This window comes from Mycobacterium sp. ELW1 (assembly GCF_008329905.1).
GTDB lineage: Bacteria > Actinomycetota > Actinomycetes > Mycobacteriales > Mycobacteriaceae > Mycobacterium.
Genome location: NZ_CP032155.1, coordinates 711,930 through 732,045, shown reverse-complemented (window position 1 = coordinate 732,045; position 20,116 = coordinate 711,930). Strand labels below are relative to the sequence as shown.

Sequence of the window (20,116 nt, the reverse complement as noted above, 5' to 3'; positions counted from 1 at the left end):
TCTCGGCTCGTCACGGTCCGTTCGAGCGGCTGTGTTGGGCTGATCCGGTGAGCTCTGACCTCAGCATCCCGATCCCGAAAAGTACTGCGCATCAGGCGTTGACGTGTATCGACGCGCTCATCGAAGAGTATCGACGGCAGCGACCGGCGGGCGGTTCCAGGACGGTCGGCGATCTGCTCGAGTTCCGGGAGGCGATCGCGCAGAGCATGCGCGCCTCGCGGGACCGCACTGCCCGAATGGGCGCCTTCACCCTGTCCAGGATCTCCGAGCGCCTCACTGCATGCGCGCAAGCCGAAGTCGGGCCGGCCGAGTTGCAGGCCGCGATGTGGCGGACCGCGGGACGGTTGCATCGCTGGGTCGCCGAGGGCACTGCCCCGCCGCCGGCTACTCGGTCGTCGTCGCGGACTCCTGGGGCCCGGTAACCGGATCGCCACCGTAGCGGCCGGGGTTGAACAGCGACGCGACCGCGCCGATCACCATCATCAGCGCGGCGGCACCGAACACCACCACCAGCCCGGAATGGAACGGCTCGGTGATCAGGTTCGGGAAGAACGTCTGCCCGGTCAGCACTTCGGTGTTGACCCCGGGCTGGTTCAGCGCACCGGAGGGCGCCAGGAGCTCGGCGATCGGGTTGTAGCCGAGGAACGCCGCGAACAAGCTGCCGACCGGCGGCAGGTTGGCCACGTCGTGGGCGACCGAGGCCGAAATGCCTTGAGCCTGAAGGCCTTGGCTCATCGCGCCGGGCAGGGTGTTGGCCAGTCCGACGATCATCAGCGAGAAGAAGATTCCGATGGACAGCGAGGAGCCGGCGTTGAAGAACGTCGCGCGCACGCCCGAAGCGGCCCCGCGCTGAGACGCCGGGACGCTGGACATGATCGCCGCCGTGTTGGGGGCGGTGAAGATGCCACCGCCGAGGCCGTTGAGGAACACCAGCACCGCGAAGACCCAGTAGTTGAAGTTCACCGGGATCATCAGCAGCGCAACGAATGTCACGGCCATCAGCACCATGCCGCCCACCGTGAACGGCCGTGCGCCGAATCGGTCTGCGAGCGACCCGGCGATCGGTGCGGCGGCGAGGAAGCCGAACGTCGCGGGCAGCAGGTAGATGCCCGCCCACAGCGGCGTGGACTCAAAGCTATAGCCGTGCAGAGGAAGCCAGATTCCTTGCAGCCAGATGATCAACATGAACTGCAAGCCGCCACGACCCACCGACGACATCAGTCCGGCGAGATTGCCCATCCCGAAGGCAGCCGATCGGAACAACCGGATGTCGACCATCGGCTGCGCCACCCGCAGCTCGATCAAACAGAAGGCCACCAGCAGCAACAGGCCGCCGATGATCGAGCCCAGCACCATCGGGTTTGTCCAGCCGGTGGTCGAATCGCCATACGGCTGAATGCCGTAGGTGATCCCGATGAGTAGCACGGTCAGCCCGACACCGAACGTGACGGTGCCGGCCCAATCGACCCGGCCCGGGTTGCGGACGCCCAGTTCCTTCAGGGAGCGCACGCTCCAGATGGTGCCGAGGATCCCGATCGGCACCCCCACCCAGAAGATTGCCTGCCAGTGGATCTCGGAGAGCACACCGCCGATGAGCAGGCCCAGGAAGGAGCCGGCTACCGCGGCGACCATGTTGACGCCGAGCGCCATCCCCCGCTGGTTGGCGGGGAAGGCGTCGGTGAGGATGGCCGACGACGACGACATCAGCATCGCGCCGCCGACGCCCTGGACCACCCGCCAGGCGATCAGCCAGATCGCGCCGCCGTCGAGGTGGAACGGGTCGAACGACAGCGCGATGGCGGCCAGGGTGAACACCACGAAGCCGATGTTGTAGATCCGAACCCGGCCGAACATGTCGCCGAGCCGGCCGAACGGCACCACCAGCACGGCGGTCACCACGAGGTAGCCCATCAGCATCCACAGCAGATAGCTGACGTTGCCGGGAGCCAGCGGGTTCAGGCCGATACCGCGGAAGATCGCGGGCAGGGAGATCAGCACGATCGAGGCGTTGATCGAGGCCAGCAGGATGCCGAGCGTGGTGTTGGACAGGACCACCCACTTGTAGTGCGGGTGGTCGTGGTCCATCCGGCGGCGGCGCCGGTCGGTCTCGGCCAGGGCCGGGTCAAGCTCGGTCGTCACGGGCAAATCTCGTTTCGTGTGCAATCGTCCAGCAAAAACCAATGAACGCCTTCCGGCGCAATAACACATATGTTAGCTATACAAATCATTCACGGCCAATCGTTATTCCCGCCCGCCGGGACCCGCTATCCCGGCGATTTTCACGTTTCGCAGCGAAAGATCGAGTAGGCGGCTGCACAACGTGAAAATCGGCACGGTCCCGTCATGGCCTCCAGCCGCGAGACCTCAAGAGCTTGGTGGCCCGGCTGACGATCTCGTCGTCGCGGTCCTCCTTGATGACGTGGTCGACCGCCCACCCGAGGCTTTCCACCTTCGGGCGCAGCCGCACATCCTTCACGTATGCCCGACGGTTCGTGCGATGTACGTCGCCGTCGTACTCCGAGCCGACCCGGAATTCCTCCCATCCCAGGTCCAGAACGCGGACCGCCTGCCAGCCGTCGAACACCGGGACCTGCGTCGTGGGACGCGGGAGCCCGGAGTCGATGTACAGCAACCGAAGCCGCGTCTCCTGCGGCGAGGCCGCCCCACCATCCACCAGGGGCAGCACGCTGCCCAACTGCCTCAGTCCTCGCACACCGGGATACCGCTTGGCGAGGATGAGCACGTCCTCAGCGGAGAAGACTTGGTTTCGCATGAGCGCATCCATCCTGGCGACGGCTTCGCCGCGCCGCAGATGCCGGCCGAGATCAAAGGCCGCGCGTGCGCGCACCACAACGGGAAGGCCCGAAACTTTGGTGACCTCGTCGGGTGCGAGCGACTCCTGCCGGACAACCAGACCCCGCTGCGGCCGAGCATGTCGCGGCGATATCAGCTCAATGGTTGTGTCTGCGTCGACCCAACTCGCGCCGTAGAGACCGGACGCGGCAACGCCGGTGATCACTGCCTGACCGCCGGTCGCCAACCACGCCGCCTTCGCCCGGTGCCACAGCGTGACCGGTGAATCCTTGGGCAAGTACACGCCGCGAAAAAGCGGCTGGTACCAGCGGGCCAGTTCGCTTCTGGTGAGCCGGCCATCCGCCAGCGCCTCCCGGGCAAGAAACACCTCCCGCTCGGCCATGACGGGAGCATGCCAGCGCCGCCCGACAACGATTCCCCGCTCAAACCGAGGAGCCCGCCGTCGAATTTCACGTTTCGCAGCCAAAGTTCGAGAAGACCGCTGCCAAACGTGAAACTCGATCAGCTCACCCCACCGTCGGCTGCTAGCGTTGGCGACGGAAACCAACCACACGGGAGCGCACAACGAGTGCGCTGAGAGGACGGCTGACCGGCCGTCGACCGTAGAACCTGTCCGGGTAATGCCGGCGTAGGGAGTGAAAATGACCGATCTCTTTGTCGATCCCACCGTCACCACCGGCCCGATCGCCGGTAGCACGAAGATCTATCGCGACGGCGTGCCGTTTCGCCGGGTGAACCTGACGAACGACGAACACCTGGACCTCTATGACACCTCAGGTCCCTACACCGATGCAGACGCGGTGATCGACCTGCACGCCGGCTTGCCCGCCCGGCCCGGGATCGTCACCGACCGCGGCACCCAGCTACAGCGGGCCCGGGCGGGTGAGATCACCGCCGAGATGGCGTTCATCGCCGCGCGCGAGGGCGTCGACGCCGAACTCGTGCGCGACGAGGTGGCGCGCGGGCGAGCGGTGATCCCCGCCAACCACCGCCACCCGGAGAGCGAGCCGATGATCATCGGCAAGGCCTTCGCCGTGAAAGTCAATGCCAATATCGGCAATTCGGCAGTCACCTCGTCGATCGCCGAGGAGGTCGACAAGATGGTGTGGGCCACCCGGTGGGGCGCCGACACCATCATGGACCTGTCCACCGGCGCCGACATCCACACCACGCGGGAGTGGATCCTGCGCAACTCCCCGGTCCCCGTCGGCACCGTCCCGATGTACCAGGCGCTGGAGAAGGTCAAGGGTGACCCCACGCAGATGACGTGGGAGATCTACCGCGACACCGTGATCGAACAGTGCGAGCAGGGCGTGGACTACATGACCGTGCACGCCGGTGTGCTGTTGCGCCACATCCCGCTGACGGTCAAACGCGTCACCGGAATCGTCAGTCGCGGCGGCTCGATCATGGCCGCCTGGTGCCTGGCGCATCACCGAGAGTCGTTCCTGTACACCAACTTCGAAGAGCTGTGCACGATCCTCGCGCGTTACGACGTCACGTTCTCGCTGGGCGACGGCTTGCGTCCGGGTTCGATCGCCGACGCCAACGATGCGGCCCAGTTCGCCGAACTGGCCACCTTGGGCGAACTGACGAAGATCGCGAAAGCCGCTGGGGTGCAGGTGATGATCGAGGGTCCCGGCCATGTGCCGATGCACAAGATCGTCGAGAACGTGCGCCTCGAAGAGGAGCTGTGCGAGGAGGCTCCGTTCTACACACTCGGGCCGCTGGCCACCGACATCGCGCCGGGCTATGACCACATCACGTCGGCGATCGGGGCGGCCATCATCGCTCAGGCCGGCACGGCGATGCTGTGCTACGTCACGCCGAAGGAGCACCTGGGCCTGCCCAACCGCAAGGACGTCAAGGACGGTGTGATCGCCTACAAGATCGCCGCCCATGCCGCCGATCTGGCCAAGGGTCACCCGCGTGCGCAGGAACGCGACGACGCGCTGTCGCGGGCCCGGTTCGACTTCCGCTGGCACGACCAGTTCGCACTGTCGCTGGATCCCGACACCGCGCGGGAGTTCCACGACGAGACGCTGCCCGCCGAACCGGCCAAGACCGCGCACTTCTGCTCGATGTGCGGGCCGAAGTTCTGCTCCATGCGCATCACGCAGGACATTCGCGACGCCATGGCCGCCAAATCCGAGGAGTTCGCCGCACACGGCAACCGGGTGTACATCCCTCTGGAAAACTCAGTGCCGTGAACTTGCTCCCCCTGACCCCGCCGGGCCAGACCCCGCTGCGGGTCCTGACCATCGCCGGCTCCGACTCCGGTGGCGGTGCGGGCATCCAGGCCGACATGCGCACCTTCGCGCTGCTCGGGTTGCACTCGCTGGTCGCCGTCACCGCCGTCACTGTGCAGAACTCATTGGGTGTCAAGGGTTTCCACGAGATTCCGACTGATGTGATCGCCGGTCAGATGTCGGCAGTGGTCAGTGACATCGGCGTGCAGGCCGCCAAGACCGGCATGCTGGCGTCCTCGCAGATCATCGAGACGGTGGCCGGCACATGGCGCGACCTCGGCCTGGCCGGTACGACGCCGTTCGTCGTGGACCCCGTCTGCGCCTCGATGCACGGCGATCCGCTGCTGCACCCCTCGGCGCTGGAGACCCTGCGCAGCCAGCTTTTCCCGCTGGCCAGCCTGGTCACCCCCAACCTCGACGAGGTGCGACTGCTGGTCGGCATCGACGTCGTGGACGAGCAGACCCAGCGCGATGCCGCCAAGGCGCTACACGCATTGGGCCCGCAGTGGGCGCTGGTGAAGGGCGGCCATCTGCGGGGTTCGACGCACAGTCCGGATCTGCTGTACGACGGCACCGACTTCCACGAGTTCGACGCACCGCGGGTGGACACCGGACACGACCACGGCGCCGGGGACACGTTGGGAGCGGCGACGGCGTGCGCTCTGGCCCACGGATATTCGATGCCGGAGGCAGTGGCGTTCGGCAAGGCCTGGGTGACGCAGTGCCTGCGCGCGGCCTATCCGCTCGGCAGCGGCCACGGCCCGGTATCGGCGCTGTGGCGACTGCAGCCATGACCGACCTCGACGAGATCGCCGGCGTCGCACACGAACCGGACGGCACCCCGGCCGGAGTTGTGGTGCTGACCCACGGGGCCGGTGGCAGCCGGGAGTCGCCACTGCTGATCCGGATCTGCGACGAGTGGGCGGCCCGCGGCTGGCTCGCGGTGCGCTACAACCTGCCCTACCGGCGGCGCCGCCCGAAAGGTCCGCCGTCGGGATCGGCGGGTGGCGACCGGGACGGGGTCGTCGAAGCGCTCACGCTGGCCCGCTCCCTGGCCACGGGTCCGCTGCTCGCCGGCGGGCATTCCTACGGGGGCCGGCAGACGTCGATGGTCGTCGCCGAGAATCCCGGCCTCGTCGATGTGCTGACCCCGTTCTCCTACCCGCTGCATCCGCCCGGCAAGCCGGACCGGTTACGCACTGAGCACTTCGGCGGCATCACGGTGCCGACGGTGTTCACCCATGGCACCGCCGATCCGTTCGGCACCATCGACGAACTCCGCGAGGCGGCCGTGCTCATCCCCGCGCCGGTGGAGATCGTCGAGATCACCGGCGCCCGCCACGACCTCGGCTCCAAGAAGCTCGACGTGCCGGCCCTCGCCGTCGACGCCGCGCTGTCGGCGTTGCCCTGACACCCGCGGCACGAAATCCGGTACGGTGAGCGGGATTCGGCTCGCCAGGGCGTCGCGCGCCGATTTTCCCGATCGCTAGACGTATCGGCACATCCGTTTTATGCTTCGCGCATACTTTGCGCCAGTTCACGTCAGCTAACCTAGCTTCTTTGCACCGTTCCGTCGGAGAGGGACACATGAATCTTTGTCATGCAGCAAAAACTGCTCATTCACAGGATAATTCCGCCGCCGAGGCACGGGCCCGAATTCGCTCGATAGCAAACTTTGGTGTCGGTAGCTATTCGGGTCTCATTTGCTGGACCGGAGCGTCGGTGATCGCCCTCGGCGTCGGCCTGGCGATCGTCTCGACCCCGGCGGTCGCGTCCGCCGACACCGGTTCGGCCGGTAGCGGCAGCGGCTCATCGAAGTCGAGTTCGTCCGCGGCCGGCCCGGCGAAGCCCTCTGCGAGTTCCGGAGCGACGAAGGCGTCGAAGAAGGCCGGCTCAGCACGGAACTCGGGCCCGGAGTCGACGTCACCCAAGAAGAGCGCTGTGACGCAGCGGGATTCGGGCTCCGACAAGCAGAATCTCAGTGCCGCAGCCACCGACACCACGGTGTCGTCACCGAAGGCCGCGAGCACCACGCCGACCGCCGCAGCCGTCACCACCACCCCCCGCTCGGCCGCGGTCGGTGCGCTCGGCGGCTTCGAGTCGATCGTCAGCGTGTTCTTCGGCAACGGCACTGCCGCGCACCCGAACGGCGGCATCATCGCCGGCAACGGCTACTCCTGGACCGCGGACACCTGCGCCTCCGGCACCGCCTGCAACGGCGGGCGGGGTGGCATCTTCGGCAACGGCGGCAACGGGTTCAACGGCGGCAACGGCGGCGCGGCAGGTTGGTTCGGCAATGGCGGCGCCGGTGGCGCCGGCGCGGACGCGGTCTACGCCGTCGACGGAACCCTGACGTCCGAGGCCACCCGCGGCGGCACCGGCGGCCGGGGCGGCATGCTCGTCGGCAACGGCGGCCGAGGCGGCGACGGCGGTTGGGATGTCGACGGCCCGAGCGGTGATGCCATCGCGGCCGACGGCGGCGCCGGTGGCAGTGGCGGCTTCTACTTCGGCACCAATGGCAACGGCGGTGACGGCGGCACCGCGTTTTCGGCCGACGGAATCGCGGTCGGCGGCAATGGCGGCGCCGGTGGTAGCGGCGTGTACGGCACCGGCGGCAAGGGCGGCAAAGGCGGTATGGCGGTGGCCGACGCCGGAACGGCGCTCGCGGGCAACGGCGGTGCGGGCGGCGCCAGCATCTTCGGACTCGGTGGCCTGGGTGGCAACGGCGGCGTCGGCGATGCCGAGAGCACCAACCCGGACGACGCCGCGTTCGGCGGCGACGGCGGCCGAGGCGGCGCAAGCCTGTTCGGGATCGGCGGACGCGGCGGCGAAGGCGGCGACGGCGCCGCCTACAACGCGGCTGACAGCCTCGGCGGAACCGGTGGCGCAGGCGGCGACACAGCGTTCGGCATGGGAGGCACCGGCGGCCTCGGCGGCGACGGCTACTCCGACGACGGCGACGCCGAAGGCGGCCTCGGCGGCAACGGCGGTCAGGTGTTCGCCGGTGTCGGCGGCGCGGCGGGAAGCGGCGGCCGCGCGGTCGCCTACGCCAACGGCAACGCACAGGGCGGTGACGGCGGGATCGGCGGTGGCGGCACACTGTTCGCCATCGGTGGCAACGGCGGCCGCGGTGGTGACGCCGACACATTCGGCACCGGAACCGCAACCGCGGGAATCGGCCAGCCCGGTGGCGCCGGTGGCCTCTTCGGACTGCACGGCCGGGCCGGTGACGACGGGACGGTTCCGGCGGCCGACAGCACGATCGCGCAACCCGTCGCAGCCAGCCGGGTGAGCGCCGCCGCGGCAGCAGCCGTCATCGACGACGACATCGCCATGCGCCAATACCTCGAACGGGTCGCGGAGATCCAGCGGGCCGACGACATCGCGCTGCAGACCTGGCAGAACCAGGTCAACTACATCGATCGTCAGTACAAGACGAACTACGCCAACTACGTCAATCGGTTCAACTACATCAACAAGCTGAACGCCTACAACTACAACGTCTACAAGAAGCGGTACGCCGCCTGGGTGCGCAACAAGAAGCGCGGAGTGCGGCCGACCTACACCAAGTACGCGCTGCCCACCGCGCCACAGCGGGCTCCCTACCCGCCCAAGCCGCTTCGCACGCCGCTGCCGCCGGCTCCCACGCCGACGACAACGGGCTGAGCCGGTCCGCGGGACTGATGGATCGTCGACATCAGTCCCGCGAATTGGGGTCCAACGGCGTATCTTACTGGCGAGTAAGATACGGTATTCTGTTCGCATGGCAACGCAGTACGACGCGATCATCGTCGGCGCCGGCTTCGGCGGAATCGGGGCGGCGATCGAGCTCAAGCGCCTCGGATTCGACAACTTCGTCATTCTCGATCGCGAGGACGATCTGGGTGGCACCTGGTATGTCAACCACTACCCGGGGTTGACCGTTGACGTCCCGACCACCACGTATTCGTATTTCTTCGAGCCCAACCCGAACTGGAACCGGCTGTTCTCGACCGGGGCCGAGATCAAGCAGTACGCCGACAACGTCGCCGACAAGTACGACGTGCGCCGCCACATCCGGTTCAACACGACCGTCGAGAGCGCCCGCTGGGACGAGGAGGACAAGCTGTGGCGGGTCACGGTCGCCGACGGTGACACCCTGGCGGCGCGGTACCTGATCACCGCGACGGGCTTCCTGTCCCAACCGCGCACACCGGAGATTCCGGGCATCGACAGCTTCGAGGGCACGATCGTCCACACCGCCGCCTGGGACGACAGCTACGACGCAACCAACCGCAAGATCGGCATCATCGGCACCGGCGCCACCGCGGTCCAGCTCATCCCCGAATTGGCCCGCGACGCCGCGGATCTCACCGTGTATCAGCGCACAGCGATCTACGTCGTGCCCAAACTCGACGTCAAATTCTCGGCCAGGGCGAAGCGGCTGTTCGCTCGCGTACCGCTGTCCCAGCGCGCGATCCGCGCCGTCACCGACTTCGCCTACGAGGTGCTGGTCGACTGGGGCGTCCTGCACTACAACCGCTTCCCGCTGGGGAATCGCATCGCGGCCTACCTCTCCCAGCTGTGGCGGTTCGCCGTCATCCGGGACAAGGAATTGCGCCGCCAGCTCACCCCGGACTACGACTTCGGCTGCAAACGGCCGACGTTCTCCAACAAGTTCTATCGGGCCTTCACCCGACCGAACGTGCGCCTGCAGTCCAGCGGCATCGACCACATCGAGGCCGACGGTATCGTCGCCAACGACGGCACCAAGTCCGTCATCGACACCCTGGTGCTGGCAACAGGTTTCGATCTCTGGGAAGCGAACTTCCCGGCCATCGAGGTGATCGGTCGCGACGGCCGCAACCTCGGTAAGTGGTGGCGCGAGACCCGATTCCAGGCCTATCAAGGTGTGTCGGTTCCGTACTTCCCCAACTTCCTGAGCCTGGCCAGTCCGTATGCGTTCCTCGGCTTGAACTTTTTCAATTCGATGGAGTATCAGATGCGGCACATGGACCGGCTCTTCGGCGAACTGAAGCAACGCGGGGCAACCACGTTCGAGATCACCGAAGAAGCCAACGCCCGCTATCTGGACGAGATGACCGAGCTGCTGGGCACCTCTTTGTTCACCCTCGGCAACTGCGCGTCGGCGCGGTCGTACTATTTCAATCCCAGTGGTGAGGCGACGCTGTTGCGGCCGATGACTACGCATGAGGCATTACGCGAGGCGTCGACGTACCCGCTCTCCGACTACCACATCAGTTGACCTGCGAGAGGACGTCGATGTCTGCAGAGCCGTTGATCAAAGCGACCGGGCTGGTGGTGGCCGCCACCGGGTTGTCGCACTTCGTACGCCCGGAGCTGTTCGAATCCGCCACCAAATCGGCGTTTCCGGACAACACGTTGCAGCACACCTACATCGACGGCGGCATCGAGACCGCGATCGGGCTGGCCCTGATCGCACCCAAGACCCGCAAGTTCGCAGTGGCCGGGTTGCTGGCCTATGGCGCCTATCTGGGCGTGAACATCGTCCGCAACCGCTGACTTTCAAGATCACAGTTCCGACAAGATTTACGACACCGTCAGATATTTCGCTTACATTGATCAGGCACGGCGACGCGTACGTCGTTGGTTTGTGAGGATGCCACGCGAAATGGGTCGGGGGACCGTGCCGGACCGGCTTGGGCGCGGGCGACCGCTCCCTCGCCGGTCCGCATTCATGTTCAGCGCCTAACATCCCGGCCGTGAGCACGCTCCAGCGCCGATTGGGCACCACCGATGCCGTGATCATCGGACTCGGTTCGATGGTCGGCGCCGGCATCTTCGTCGCACTGGCGCCCGCCGCCGCGGCGGCGGGATCCTGGCTGCTGGTCGGGCTGGCGGTTGCGGCCGTCGTCGCCTACTGCAATGCCACCTCCTCGGCGCGGCTGGCGGCGCGCTACCCGCAATCGGGCGGCACCTACGTCTACGGCCGGGAACGGCTCGGCGAGTTCTGGGGCTACCTGGCCGGCTGGAGCTTCGTGGTCGGCAAGACCGCGTCGTGTGCGGCAATGGCACTGACCGTCGGCTTCTACGTATGGCCCGCCTACGCGCACGCCGTGGCCGTTGCCGCGGTGGTGGGCCTGACGGCGGTGAACTATCGCGGTGTCCAGAAATCGGCGGTGCTGACCCGCGTCATCGTCGCCGTCGTGTTGGCGGTGCTGGCCGCGGTCGTGGTGATCGTGGCAGCCTCGGGACGCGGGGACGTCGACCAGTTGCGGCTCGGCCACGGCACGGTCTTGGGTGTACTGCAGGCGGCCGGTCTGCTGTTCTTCGCGTTCGCCGGCTACGCGCGAATCGCCACGCTCGGTGAGGAAGTGCGCGATCCGGCCCGGACCATCCCGCGGGCCATCCCCTTGGCGCTCGGGCTCGCGCTCGTCATCTACGCGGCCGTTGCGGTCACAGTGCTCGCGGCTCTCGGCCCGGACCGATTGGCAACGGCCGCAGCACCATTGGCGGATGCGGTACGGACGTCCGGGGCGGCCGGCTTCGAGCCGGTGGTGCGGGTCGGTGCGGCGGTCGCGGCACTCGGCTCCCTTCTGTCGCTGATTCTCGGGGTATCGCGGACCACCCTTGCGATGGCGCGCGACCGCCACCTGCCCGTCGCGCTGGCGGCGGTGCATCCGCGCTTCGGTGTCCCGCACCGCGCCGAGGTGGCCGTCGGCGTGGTGGTCGCGGTGCTCGCCGCGGTGACCGATGTCCGTGGGGTGATCGGCTTTTCGTCGTTTGCGGTGCTGGTGTACTACGCGATCGCGAATGCGTCCGCCTGGACACTGGGGTCACGCCAGCCCCCGGGTCGCTTCGCTCCTGCCCGCCGCATCATTCCCGCGGTCGGGCTGATCGGCTGCGTGGTGCTGTCGGTCGCACTGCCGCTTCCGGCCGTACTCTCCGGGGCGGGGGTGCTCGTCCTTGGCGCCGTCATCTACGCGGTACGGCGGTTACGGTATGACCGTGATTCCCATGACCTGGACACCGGTCGAGAGCCGGGCTGACCAGAACTTCGTCGTCGCCCCGCACGAGCGGTTGAGCTGGCCGCGCACCGTGGGTATCGGAGCTCAGCACGTGGTGGCCATGTTCGGTGCCACGTTCCTGGTGCCGGTGCTCACCGGATTCCCGCCGGCCACCACGCTGCTGTTCTCCGGTATCGGGACGCTCCTGTTTCTGGTGATCACCGGAAACCGGCTGCCCAGTTATCTCGGCTCCAGTTTCTCGGTGATCGCCCCGGTGACCGCCGCGGTGGCCTCGCACGGAACCGGCAGCGCGCTGGGCGGGCTGATCGCTGTCGGGATTCTGCTGATCGTCGTCGGTTTGGCCGTGCATCTGGCCGGCACCCGCTGGATCGACATCGCGCTGCCGCCGGTCGTCACCGGCGCCATCGTCGCGCTGATCGGGTTCAACCTGGCACCGGCGGCCAAGACGAATTTCGAGAAAGGCCCACTGGTCGGGATCGTCACGCTGGTGCTGCTGGTGGCGGCGCTGGCGTTCTTCCGCGGCATCATCGGACGGCTGGCGATTTTCGTCGCCGTGGTCGGCGGCTATCTGTTGGCGCTGGCCCTCGGACAAGTGGACACCGCGGGGATCGCGGCGGCCGGCTGGATCGGACTGCCGGAGTTCCAGACCCCGACACTGAACCTCTCGGTCCTGCCGATGTTCCTGCCCGCGGTGATCGCGCTGATCGCCGAGAACATCGGGCACGTGAAATCGGTGGGTCAGATGACCGGGGTCGACACCGACCCGCTGACCGGCCGCGCGCTGGCGGCCGATGGAGTCGCGACCGTGCTGGCCGGTTTCGGCGGCGGCTCGGCCACCACCACCTATGCCGAGAACATCGGCGTGATGGCCGCCACCCGGGTGTACTCCACGGCCGCCTATTGGGTAGCCGGCGTGACCGCCATCCTGTTGGCGTTGTGCCCCAGGGTCGGAGCGACGATCTCGGCGATCCCGCCCGGCGTGCTCGGCGGTGCGACGATCGTGCTCTACGGCTTGGTCGGCGTGCTGGGCGTGCGGATCTGGCTGACCAATCGGGTGGACTTCAGCCTGCCGATCAACCAGATGACCGCCGCGATCGCGCTGATCATCGGCATCGCCGACTTCACTTGGAAGATCGGCAATCTCACGTTCACCGGCATTGCGCTCGGCTCGATCGCCGCACTCGTGATCTACCACGGCATGCGGGCCCTGGGGGTGCTGCGCGGCGCGCGGTCGTGATCGCCGCTGTGGAGGATCTCTACGGCTGTTTTGAGGGTTATCCGCTGCCACGTGATCTGGTGGTGTGTGACCAGTGCGGTCCCGAATGGTCGGCCACCGATGTCCGCGCGACCCCGCCGCGCTCGCTGTCACTGCCGCAGTTAGAAGCCCTGCACCTGATGTCGTTGGGAGACAATGACTTTCGGCACTTCTTTCCGCGTCTCATCGAGGCGTTGCTCGCAGAAAAGGCACCGGTGTTCGCCTTCGACCTCAGCAAGCTGCGCGGGCGCGTTCCGAACTGGCCGGCACCAGAGCGCGGGGCAGTCGCCGCTCTTGTCGACGGCCTGTGGAGCGGCCTGCTGGCGGAGTATCCGGCCGACCTGGGCTACTTCTCCGACAGTCCGACTCTGATCGACTTCACCTACTGGTGTGACCAACCCCTGCAGGCTCACCTGAACCGCTGGCAGGCGATGGACACGGCGCCGGCCGCCGAGCACCTCGGTGAACTCGTGGAGTGGGCATTCACCGTGCGCGAGCCGATCGAGCCTGCCGTCAAGGATCTCGTCCTGGACTTCCTTGCCCAGCCGGTCATCGGTGAGCGGCTGAAGTCGGCGAATCTGGATGCCGCCGAGGAACTTTGGCGGGTATGCGCCCGCTAGCCCTGCGACTTCCACATTGAGACCGCACGTAGATCACGAAATTGACCGGAATCGCGATCTGAGTGCGGTCTCAACGAAAAGACGACTACGAGACGGTGCCGGCGTGCCGAGTGCGGTCATCGCGAATGGGAATGCCGTTGCGGCCCTCGATGTCCTGAGCGTAGAGCCCGACGGAGAACACGACTCCCCCGCCGAGAATGCCCAGCGCGGCCTTGTCGATGTGATCGAGGGTGTCGGTTGCCTTGTGATAATTCGGATCGAATGGCGCGTCGGCGGTACGACCCCAGAGCTTCTGCTGATCGGCGGTCTTGTTCTCCTCGGCCCCGGAGAACAGGCCACCGGAGGGAATGCCGGCCCTGGTGAACGCGTCGTAGTCCGACCGGCCGTCGAAAGACGTGTCCTGGGCAGTCTTTCCGGCCGACTTCAGGTAGGCGACCAAGGTCCGCTCGATACCCGCCGACCCCTCCGGCACCCGCGGCGCCCGCTCCCCGGGTCCGGGCGTGGTGGACTGGTCGCCGTCGTAGGTGAAGTAGCCGGGGTTCGGTGAGCCGATCATGTCGTAGTTCAAATACAGCGCAATGTCTTTGAGCTGGTCGACATTCAGCGACTCGATGTACTTGTTGGATCCGATCGTCCCAAGCTCCTCAGCACCCCAGAAGGCGAATCGCACCGCGTTTTTGACATCGGGATTGGGGCCGAGCTGCACAGCGGTCTCCAGCACCGCCGCCACCCCGGAGCCGTTGTCGTTGATGCCGGGCCCCTCGGGAACGCTGTCCAGGTGGGCGCCGGTCATGATCACGTCAGTGGTCGACCCGGTCTTGGTCTGCGCAATGACGTTGCGCGCATTGACCAATTGGGTGTTGGCCTCGAGCTTGAGCATCGTCGGCCCGGGATTGGCGCGCAGCCGCGCGCCGTCGGCCTTGCTCACACCGACCACCGGGATCTTGACATCGGTGGCCTCTCCGAGGGTGGCGCCCATCGAGGGCTCGTCGACGTTGTTGGCCACGACCATCGCGATCGCACCGAGTTTGGCGGCGATGGCCTGCTTGTCGGAGAACGGGCAACTACCCCGGTCGACGAGAACCACCGCGCCCTGGACGGCCAAACCGTCGTAGTCGGCAGGCGCACAGCCCGGCGTGTCATCAGCGGGCGCGGCGATCAACGGCCCGGTGACTCCGTGCGGCAGGGTAGACAGGCTGAACTCCGCGGCTTGAGCGGGGACGGTGTCGCCGCCGACCCGCAACTCCGGTTTGCCGGCTTTGAACACCTTCGCCTGGAACTCGGGGGTTTGGACGTCGAACCCCTTCGAGCGGAGCACACCGGCCACATAGTCGACGCTGGCATCGAAGCCGGGGGTGCCCACCGCCCTGGTGCCGTTGTTGGCGTTGGCGATGTCCTGCAGCTTCTGCAGATGCGCCATCATGGCGTCGGTGGTGACCCGCTGGCGCAACTCGTCGGCGAACTGCGCGGCGGCCTTGGCCGGGGCGGCCGGTTGGCCCGAGTCAGCCGGCCGGTTACATCCCGCCACGCCGATGACGGCGACGGCCAGCGCGACGCGGCCCGCAGCGGCCAGGTGTCTGTACTTCATCGCGCCCAGGGTACGTATCGGCGAGTGCGCAGGTTCAGGTGGCACCATGTGCTCGATGACCGTCACGTCCCCGCGCCGGCGCCTGGTGACTTCCACCGAGGTGCTGGTGGCCGCGCTGGTGGTGTGCGCACTGGCGGGCACCTGGATGCGCGACGGGGTTGCCGGCGATCCGCGGCTGGCCACCGCGGGAACCGTGTTCGCCGGGGTATTTCTGCAGGCCGTGCCGTTCCTGGTGCTCGGCGTGGTGATCAGCGGGCTGATCGCCGCCTTCGTGTCCCCGCAGCGGCTGGCTCGGTGGCTGCCCCGCCGCGCGCCCGCGGCGGTGCTGGCCGCGGGCGTGGCCGGTGCGGCACTGCCGGGGTGCGAGTGCGGGTCGGTTCCGGTGGCCCGGCGCCTGTTCGGCGACGGAGCCACCGGTGCGGCGGCGCTGACGTTCATGCTCAGTGCGCCGGCGATCAATCCGGTGGTCCTGGTGGCCACCGCGGTGGCTTTCCCCGGTCAACCCGAGATGGTGGCCGCACGCTGCGCCGCATCGTTGGCGACCGCGGTGGTGATGGGGATGCTGTGGTCGCGGTGGGGCCGCCCGGGTTGGGTCACCCGCAAGCTGCCCCGCTCGGACGATGCGGATCAATCCCGCTGGGTCGCGTTCACCGAAGCCGCCCGGCACGACTTCCTGCAGGCCGGCTCCTATCTGGTGATCGGTGCCGCAGCCGCCGCAACCTTGCGCGTCGTGGTGCCGCCGTGGATGTTCGAGCATGTGGCCGGCCACCTGCTGATCGGCGTGATCACCATGGCGCTGCTGGCGTTCGTGCTGGCGCTGTGCTCGGAGGCAGACGCCTTCGTCGCGGCCAGCCTCACCATGGTGCCGCTGGTGCCGAGGCTGGTGTTCCTGGTGGTAGGGCCGGCCGTCGACGTGAAACTCGTTGCCATGCAAGCCGGTTTGTTCGGCCGCAGTTTCGCGCTGCGCTTCGCCCCGGTCACCCTGGTGGTGGCGACGGCGCTGGCGACGGCGTTCGGGATGGTGCTGCTGTGAGGCGCGAAACCGAGAACACGCTACTGCTGATCGTCGGGATCGCCCTGGTCATGGTCACGGTCACCGGGGCCTACACCCGATACGTCAAACCGGGAATGTTGCCGTGGCTGGCGATCTCGGCCGTCGTACTGCTCGGGCTGGCAGTGACCGCGATCGCGCGCGACATCCGGCGCGGCGGTCCCCACCACGAGCACGGCGGTCACCATCACCGCAACGGCATTGTCTGGCTGTTGGTGCTGCCGGTGATCCTGCTGATCTTCGTGGTGCCACCAGCGCTGAGCGCACGGGCTGCCGCTCCCGCGACGGTGTCGATAGCGCGGTCGTTCCCGCCGCTGCCGCCCGGGCCCGCGCCGTCGTTGTCGCTGCCCGAGGTGCTGATGCGGGTGGCGGTCGGCAAGGTCGGCGGCCTGGACAACCATCCGATCACCACGACCGGTTTCACGATGCGCGACGGCGATCGCGTCGACCTGGCCAAGATCGTGATCGTCTGTTGTGCCGCCGACGCTCAACTGGCCCGGCTGCACCTGTCCGGGCCTGCGGCGCAGGCGGCGGCCGCGATGCCGGAGAACACCTGGCTGCGGGTGGTGGGCACGGCCCCGGCTGGCCAAACCTATTCCGGCACAGGGTCGATACCCACCCTTGAGGTGACCAGCGTGGTGCGGATCGCCCCACCCGCCAACACCTACGGCTGACGCACCCTCGCCACGATGAGCTCGGCGACCGCGCGCATGCCGGCCGCGTTGGGGTGCCACGGCTTCGGCCGCCACGGCAGCAAGGAACCGGCGCCGACTGTCCATGGTTCGACAGACCAGGGGTGGTGGTCGCGGCTCATCTCCGCGGCATGGATCACCTCGCACCCGGTGGCCAGCGCCGCTTCACTGGTCTGATCGACCAGTCGCTGTGCGATGTGGCGGCCCAAGTCGGCGACGTCGTCCGGCAGCGGTGGCGCGGGTGTGCCCGCGGGAGGCAGCAGGGTCAGGTAGTCCACGAACAGAATTCGAGCCCGCGGCGATCGCTCCCGCAGCACCCGGCCCACCGTCACGCAGCGACGCACCCACCTGGTTCAGCGCCACACCCCGGGCGGCCGGATCCAGGAGTTCATGCAGTCGCGCACCGAGCACCGGAAGCTTGTGCAGGACCGGCGGCAGCGTCGCGGCGAACAGCAATGGGACATAGCCGACGTCGTTGCCACCAATGGTGACGGTGACCAGCTCCTCCGAACCGTCGAGGGCCTCGATCTGTGGCGGCGCACCGCGCTGCGGATCGCGCAGGACGTTGGCGGTGGTGGCGCCGGAATAGGTGACGTCGACGAGGTCGAGGCCCAGGCGTTCGGCGGTCAGGTGTGGGTAGTTGCGGGCCGACCTGCCGGCCGACAGCGGCGACCCCGCAGCTCTCGGTTTGATCCCGGGGCCGGCGGCCATCGAACTACCCAGTGCCACATAGCGGCCCTTCACTCGTCCGTCACCCGGACAGGCTCGGGCTCGACGCCTGCGCCCAGAACCGCTTCGGGATGCGACCGGCATGCCGGGCCAGCAGTCCCGCGGTCACCGCGGCCGACATCGCGGCCGCCATCGCCGGCGGATCCGCGGCACGCGTCACCGCACTGGCCAAAAGAACTGCATCACAACCCAATTCCATGGCGATCGCGGCATCGCTGGCGGTGCCGATCCCGGCGTCGAGAATCACCGGCACGCCGGCGGCTGCGACGATCATCTCGATGTTGTGCGGATTGGAGATGCCCAAACCGGTTCCTATCGGCGAGCCAAGCGGCATCACGGCCGCGCACCCGGTGTCCTCGAGTCGGCGGGCCAGCACCGGGTCGTCGTTGGTGTACGGCAACACCACGAACCCGTCGTCCACCAATTGCTCTGCCGCCCGCACCAATTCGACAGCGTCGGGCAGCAGGGTGCGCTCGTCGGCGATCACCTCGAGCTTGATCCAGTTGGTGCCCAGCGCCTCGCGCGCGAGCTGTGCGGTCAGCACCGCTTCGGCTGCACCGCGACAGCCCGCGGTGTTGGGCAGTGGGGTGATCTCCAGGCGGGCAAGCAGATCCAGCACCCCGGTGCCACCCTCGGCATCCACCCGGCGCATCGCGACGGTGGTCAGCTCGGTGCCCGACGCCACCAGCGCCTCTTCCAGCACGGTCAGATTCGGCGCGCCGCCGGTGCCGAGGATCAGCCTCGAACCGAACGTACGTCCCGCGATCGTGAGTTGTTCAACCACCTTGCACCGCCGTCACCACCTCGACGCGGGCCCCGTCGGGCACCGCCGAATCCCATTGTGAACGAGGCAGAACCGACCAGTTCACCGCGACCGCGATGCCGCGATCGGGAAAGCCGAGCGTATCCAGCAGCCCCGATATCGTGGTGCCGTCGTCGACTTCCAGTTCTTCGTCGTTGACCATCAGCTTCACGCGCGTGCTCCCATCAACTCTGCGGCGATGCGCTGCGCGGTCCAAGGCGCCAGCAGAAATCCGGACCTGCCGTGTCCGGTGGCCACCAGGGTGCGCTCATCGAGCCGGCCGACGATCGGCATGTTGTCCGGGGTCATCGGCCGCAACCCCGCCCCGCACTCGGCCAGTTCGTATTCGCCGAGCGACGGCATCACCTCGCAGGCGTCGTCGAGCAACTCGCGCACCCCGGCCACCGACGGTGCGGTGTCGCGGCCGTGTTCGTACTGGGTCGCACCGACCACCACCCCGTCGGCCCGCGGCACCAGGTAGACCGCGCGGCCGTGCACCCTGGCCCGAATCACCCGCTGCGGCACCGGCATACAGCCGCGCCGCCAGTGCAGCCGCAGCACCTCGCCCTTCACCGGCCGCACCTGCAGGCCCGGCCAGAGTGTGGGCGCGTCGATACCGTTGGCGATGACGACGGTGTCGACACCGTCGCGCGCGTCGTCGAGGCGCTCCACCGGTGCCGACCACTGCACCCCGAGCTGCTCACAGTGGGCCTCCAGGGCGGCCACCAGTTTGCGGTTGTCCACCGCCAGCTCGTCGGCGGCGACAAAGCCGTGACGAATACCTTGGGCCAGAAGCGGTTCGGTGTCGCGGGCGGTGGTCGTCACGGTGACCGGATGACCCTGCGCCGACAGCCAGTCCGCAACGGTCCGCAAATCGGCCGCATCGGCCCGATCCACACCGACCACCAGCGACTCGCGCGCGGTGACGACATCGGCGGGCAGACCGTCGAGGAAGCCGTCGTGCCACAGGCGCAGCGACTCCAACCCCAGCGCCAGCAGCTGCTCCTCGCCCGGCCAGCCTTCGCTGTGCGGGGTCAGCATGCCGCCGGCCACCCACGACGCCCCCGGGAGGGCTCGGGCAATTCCCGGGTCGCTTCGCTCCTGCCCGCCGTACCGGTGCACCCGCACCGAGAGCCCGTCGAGCAGGGCGCGCCGCGCCACCGCGAGTCCAATGACACCGCCCCCGATGACAGCCAGAGAATCCTTCGACATATCCCTTTCGCTTCCTTCGCCGGCATGACCCGGATCAGGTGGTGACGGTCTGGAACGTCGCGCTCCACTCTCAGCCCCGCCCCGGGGCTCCCGTGCCGATCCCCCACGCTAGCCG

At 67.8% G+C, this 20,116-nt stretch carries 19 protein-coding genes, 1 pseudogene and 2 riboswitches; of the genes and pseudogenes, 12 read left to right on the top strand and 8 right to left on the bottom strand.

Annotated features, from left to right (window positions below; genetic code table 11):
- The first annotated feature begins 47 nt into the window (after positions 1 to 47).
- A complete protein-coding gene (locus tag D3H54_RS03235; protein WP_149377837.1) occupies positions 48 to 422 on the top strand; it encodes a hypothetical protein in 375 nt (124 codons plus the stop codon).
- Here the strand turns inward: D3H54_RS03235 and D3H54_RS03230 are convergent.
- Both D3H54_RS03230 and D3H54_RS03225 read right to left on the bottom strand, forming a co-directional pair.
- Positions 385 to 2,085 carry an MFS transporter gene (locus D3H54_RS03230; protein WP_149383316.1) on the bottom strand — a complete coding sequence of 567 codons (1,701 nt, stop codon included), beginning with the start codon at positions 2,083 to 2,085 and terminating at the stop codon, positions 385 to 387. The two genes, D3H54_RS03235 and D3H54_RS03230, sit on opposite strands and share 38 nt — an antisense overlap.
- 256 nt (positions 2,086 to 2,341) lie before the next feature.
- The gene (locus D3H54_RS03225; protein ID WP_149377836.1) at positions 2,342 to 3,196 is read right to left on the bottom strand and encodes a hypothetical protein; all 855 of its coding nucleotides are present in this window, start codon (positions 3,194 to 3,196) and stop codon (positions 2,342 to 2,344) included.
- 159 nt (positions 3,197 to 3,355) lie between these two features.
- Positions 3,356 to 3,466: riboswitch (TPP riboswitch) on the top strand.
- Here D3H54_RS03225 and thiC point away from each other — a divergent pair.
- The 3 genes from thiC (at position 3,456) to D3H54_RS03210 (ending at position 6,474) form a co-directional block, all read left to right on the top strand.
- Positions 3,456 to 5,024, top strand: coding sequence for a phosphomethylpyrimidine synthase ThiC (thiC, locus tag D3H54_RS03220; RefSeq protein WP_149377835.1), 1,569 nt, complete (start codon positions 3,456 to 3,458; stop codon positions 5,022 to 5,024). (Overlaps the previous riboswitch by 11 nt.)
- Positions 5,021 to 5,857, top strand: a complete 837-nt coding sequence (thiD, locus tag D3H54_RS03215; protein ID WP_149377834.1) for a bifunctional hydroxymethylpyrimidine kinase/phosphomethylpyrimidine kinase — start codon at positions 5,021 to 5,023, stop codon at positions 5,855 to 5,857. Before thiC ends, thiD begins: the two co-directional genes overlap by 4 nt.
- Positions 5,854 to 6,474, top strand: coding sequence for an alpha/beta hydrolase family protein (locus D3H54_RS03210; RefSeq protein WP_149377833.1), 621 nt, complete (start codon positions 5,854 to 5,856; stop codon positions 6,472 to 6,474). Before thiD ends, D3H54_RS03210 begins: the two co-directional genes overlap by 4 nt.
- Before the next feature lie 277 nt (positions 6,475 to 6,751).
- On the opposite strand, the gene D3H54_RS03205 is transcribed toward D3H54_RS03210, so the two are convergent.
- On the bottom strand, positions 6,752 to 6,994 hold the full coding sequence (locus D3H54_RS03205; protein WP_149377832.1) for a hypothetical protein: 243 nt from the start codon (positions 6,992 to 6,994) through the stop codon (positions 6,752 to 6,754).
- Between the two features lie 10 nt (positions 6,995 to 7,004).
- Between D3H54_RS03205 and D3H54_RS31085 the strand changes: the two genes are divergently transcribed.
- The 6 genes from D3H54_RS31085 to D3H54_RS03175 all read left to right on the top strand — a co-directional run bounded on the left by D3H54_RS31085 (position 7,005) and on the right by D3H54_RS03175 (position 13,927).
- Positions 7,005 to 8,729, top strand: coding sequence for a hypothetical protein (locus D3H54_RS31085; protein WP_168214765.1), 1,725 nt, complete (start codon positions 7,005 to 7,007; stop codon positions 8,727 to 8,729).
- A 97-nt stretch (positions 8,730 to 8,826) separates the two neighbouring features.
- Positions 8,827 to 10,308, top strand: a complete 1,482-nt coding sequence (locus D3H54_RS03195; RefSeq protein WP_149377831.1) for a flavin-containing monooxygenase — start codon at positions 8,827 to 8,829, stop codon at positions 10,306 to 10,308.
- Between the two features lie 17 nt (positions 10,309 to 10,325).
- Positions 10,326 to 10,586 carry a DoxX-related protein gene (locus tag D3H54_RS03190; RefSeq protein WP_149377830.1) on the top strand — a complete coding sequence of 87 codons (261 nt, stop codon included), beginning with the start codon at positions 10,326 to 10,328 and terminating at the stop codon, positions 10,584 to 10,586.
- Between the two features lie 260 nt (positions 10,587 to 10,846).
- Positions 10,847 to 12,073 carry an APC family permease gene (locus D3H54_RS03185; protein ID WP_432246571.1) on the top strand — a complete coding sequence of 409 codons (1,227 nt, stop codon included), beginning with the start codon at positions 10,847 to 10,849 and terminating at the stop codon, positions 12,071 to 12,073.
- Positions 12,042 to 13,289, top strand: a complete 1,248-nt coding sequence (locus D3H54_RS03180) for a uracil-xanthine permease family protein (RefSeq protein ID WP_210419640.1) — start codon at positions 12,042 to 12,044, stop codon at positions 13,287 to 13,289. Before D3H54_RS03185 ends, D3H54_RS03180 begins: the two co-directional genes overlap by 32 nt.
- On the top strand, positions 13,286 to 13,927 hold the full coding sequence (locus D3H54_RS03175) for a hypothetical protein (RefSeq protein ID WP_149377828.1): 642 nt from the start codon (positions 13,286 to 13,288) through the stop codon (positions 13,925 to 13,927). Before D3H54_RS03180 ends, D3H54_RS03175 begins: the two co-directional genes overlap by 4 nt.
- Before the next feature lie 85 nt (positions 13,928 to 14,012).
- On the opposite strand, the gene D3H54_RS03170 is transcribed toward D3H54_RS03175, so the two are convergent.
- The gene (locus D3H54_RS03170) at positions 14,013 to 15,515 is read right to left on the bottom strand and encodes a M28 family metallopeptidase (protein WP_149377827.1); all 1,503 of its coding nucleotides are present in this window, start codon (positions 15,513 to 15,515) and stop codon (positions 14,013 to 14,015) included.
- Positions 15,516 to 15,570: 55 nt separating this feature from the next.
- Between D3H54_RS03170 and D3H54_RS03165 the strand changes: the two genes are divergently transcribed.
- Together D3H54_RS03165 and D3H54_RS03160 are read left to right on the top strand one after the other, a co-directional pair.
- Positions 15,571 to 16,548: a permease gene (locus D3H54_RS03165; RefSeq protein ID WP_149377826.1), complete on the top strand. Its 978-nt coding sequence runs from the start codon at positions 15,571 to 15,573 to the stop codon at positions 16,546 to 16,548.
- Positions 16,545 to 17,240, top strand: a complete 696-nt coding sequence (locus D3H54_RS03160; protein WP_149377825.1) for a TIGR03943 family putative permease subunit — start codon at positions 16,545 to 16,547, stop codon at positions 17,238 to 17,240. Before D3H54_RS03165 ends, D3H54_RS03160 begins: the two co-directional genes overlap by 4 nt.
- On the opposite strand, the pseudogene D3H54_RS03155 reads toward D3H54_RS03160, so the two are convergent.
- The 4 genes and pseudogenes from D3H54_RS03155 to thiO form a co-directional block, all read right to left on the bottom strand.
- A pseudogene (locus D3H54_RS03155) lies at positions 17,231 to 17,969 on the bottom strand (SGNH/GDSL hydrolase family protein). The gene D3H54_RS03160 and the pseudogene D3H54_RS03155 sit on opposite strands and share 10 nt — an antisense overlap.
- Before the next feature lie 40 nt (positions 17,970 to 18,009).
- Positions 18,010 to 18,771: a thiazole synthase gene (locus tag D3H54_RS03150; protein ID WP_149377824.1), complete on the bottom strand. Its 762-nt coding sequence runs from the start codon at positions 18,769 to 18,771 to the stop codon at positions 18,010 to 18,012.
- On the bottom strand, positions 18,764 to 18,961 hold the full coding sequence (gene thiS / locus D3H54_RS03145; protein WP_149377823.1) for a sulfur carrier protein ThiS: 198 nt from the start codon (positions 18,959 to 18,961) through the stop codon (positions 18,764 to 18,766). Before thiS ends, D3H54_RS03150 begins: the two co-directional genes overlap by 8 nt.
- Complete coding sequence (thiO, locus tag D3H54_RS03140) at positions 18,958 to 20,001, bottom strand: glycine oxidase ThiO (RefSeq protein ID WP_149377822.1); 1,044 nt, start codon at positions 19,999 to 20,001, stop codon at positions 18,958 to 18,960. Before thiO ends, thiS begins: the two co-directional genes overlap by 4 nt.
- Positions 19,996 to 20,105: riboswitch (TPP riboswitch) on the bottom strand. It overlaps the preceding gene by 6 nt.
- Positions 20,106 to 20,116: the final 11 nt, after the last annotated feature.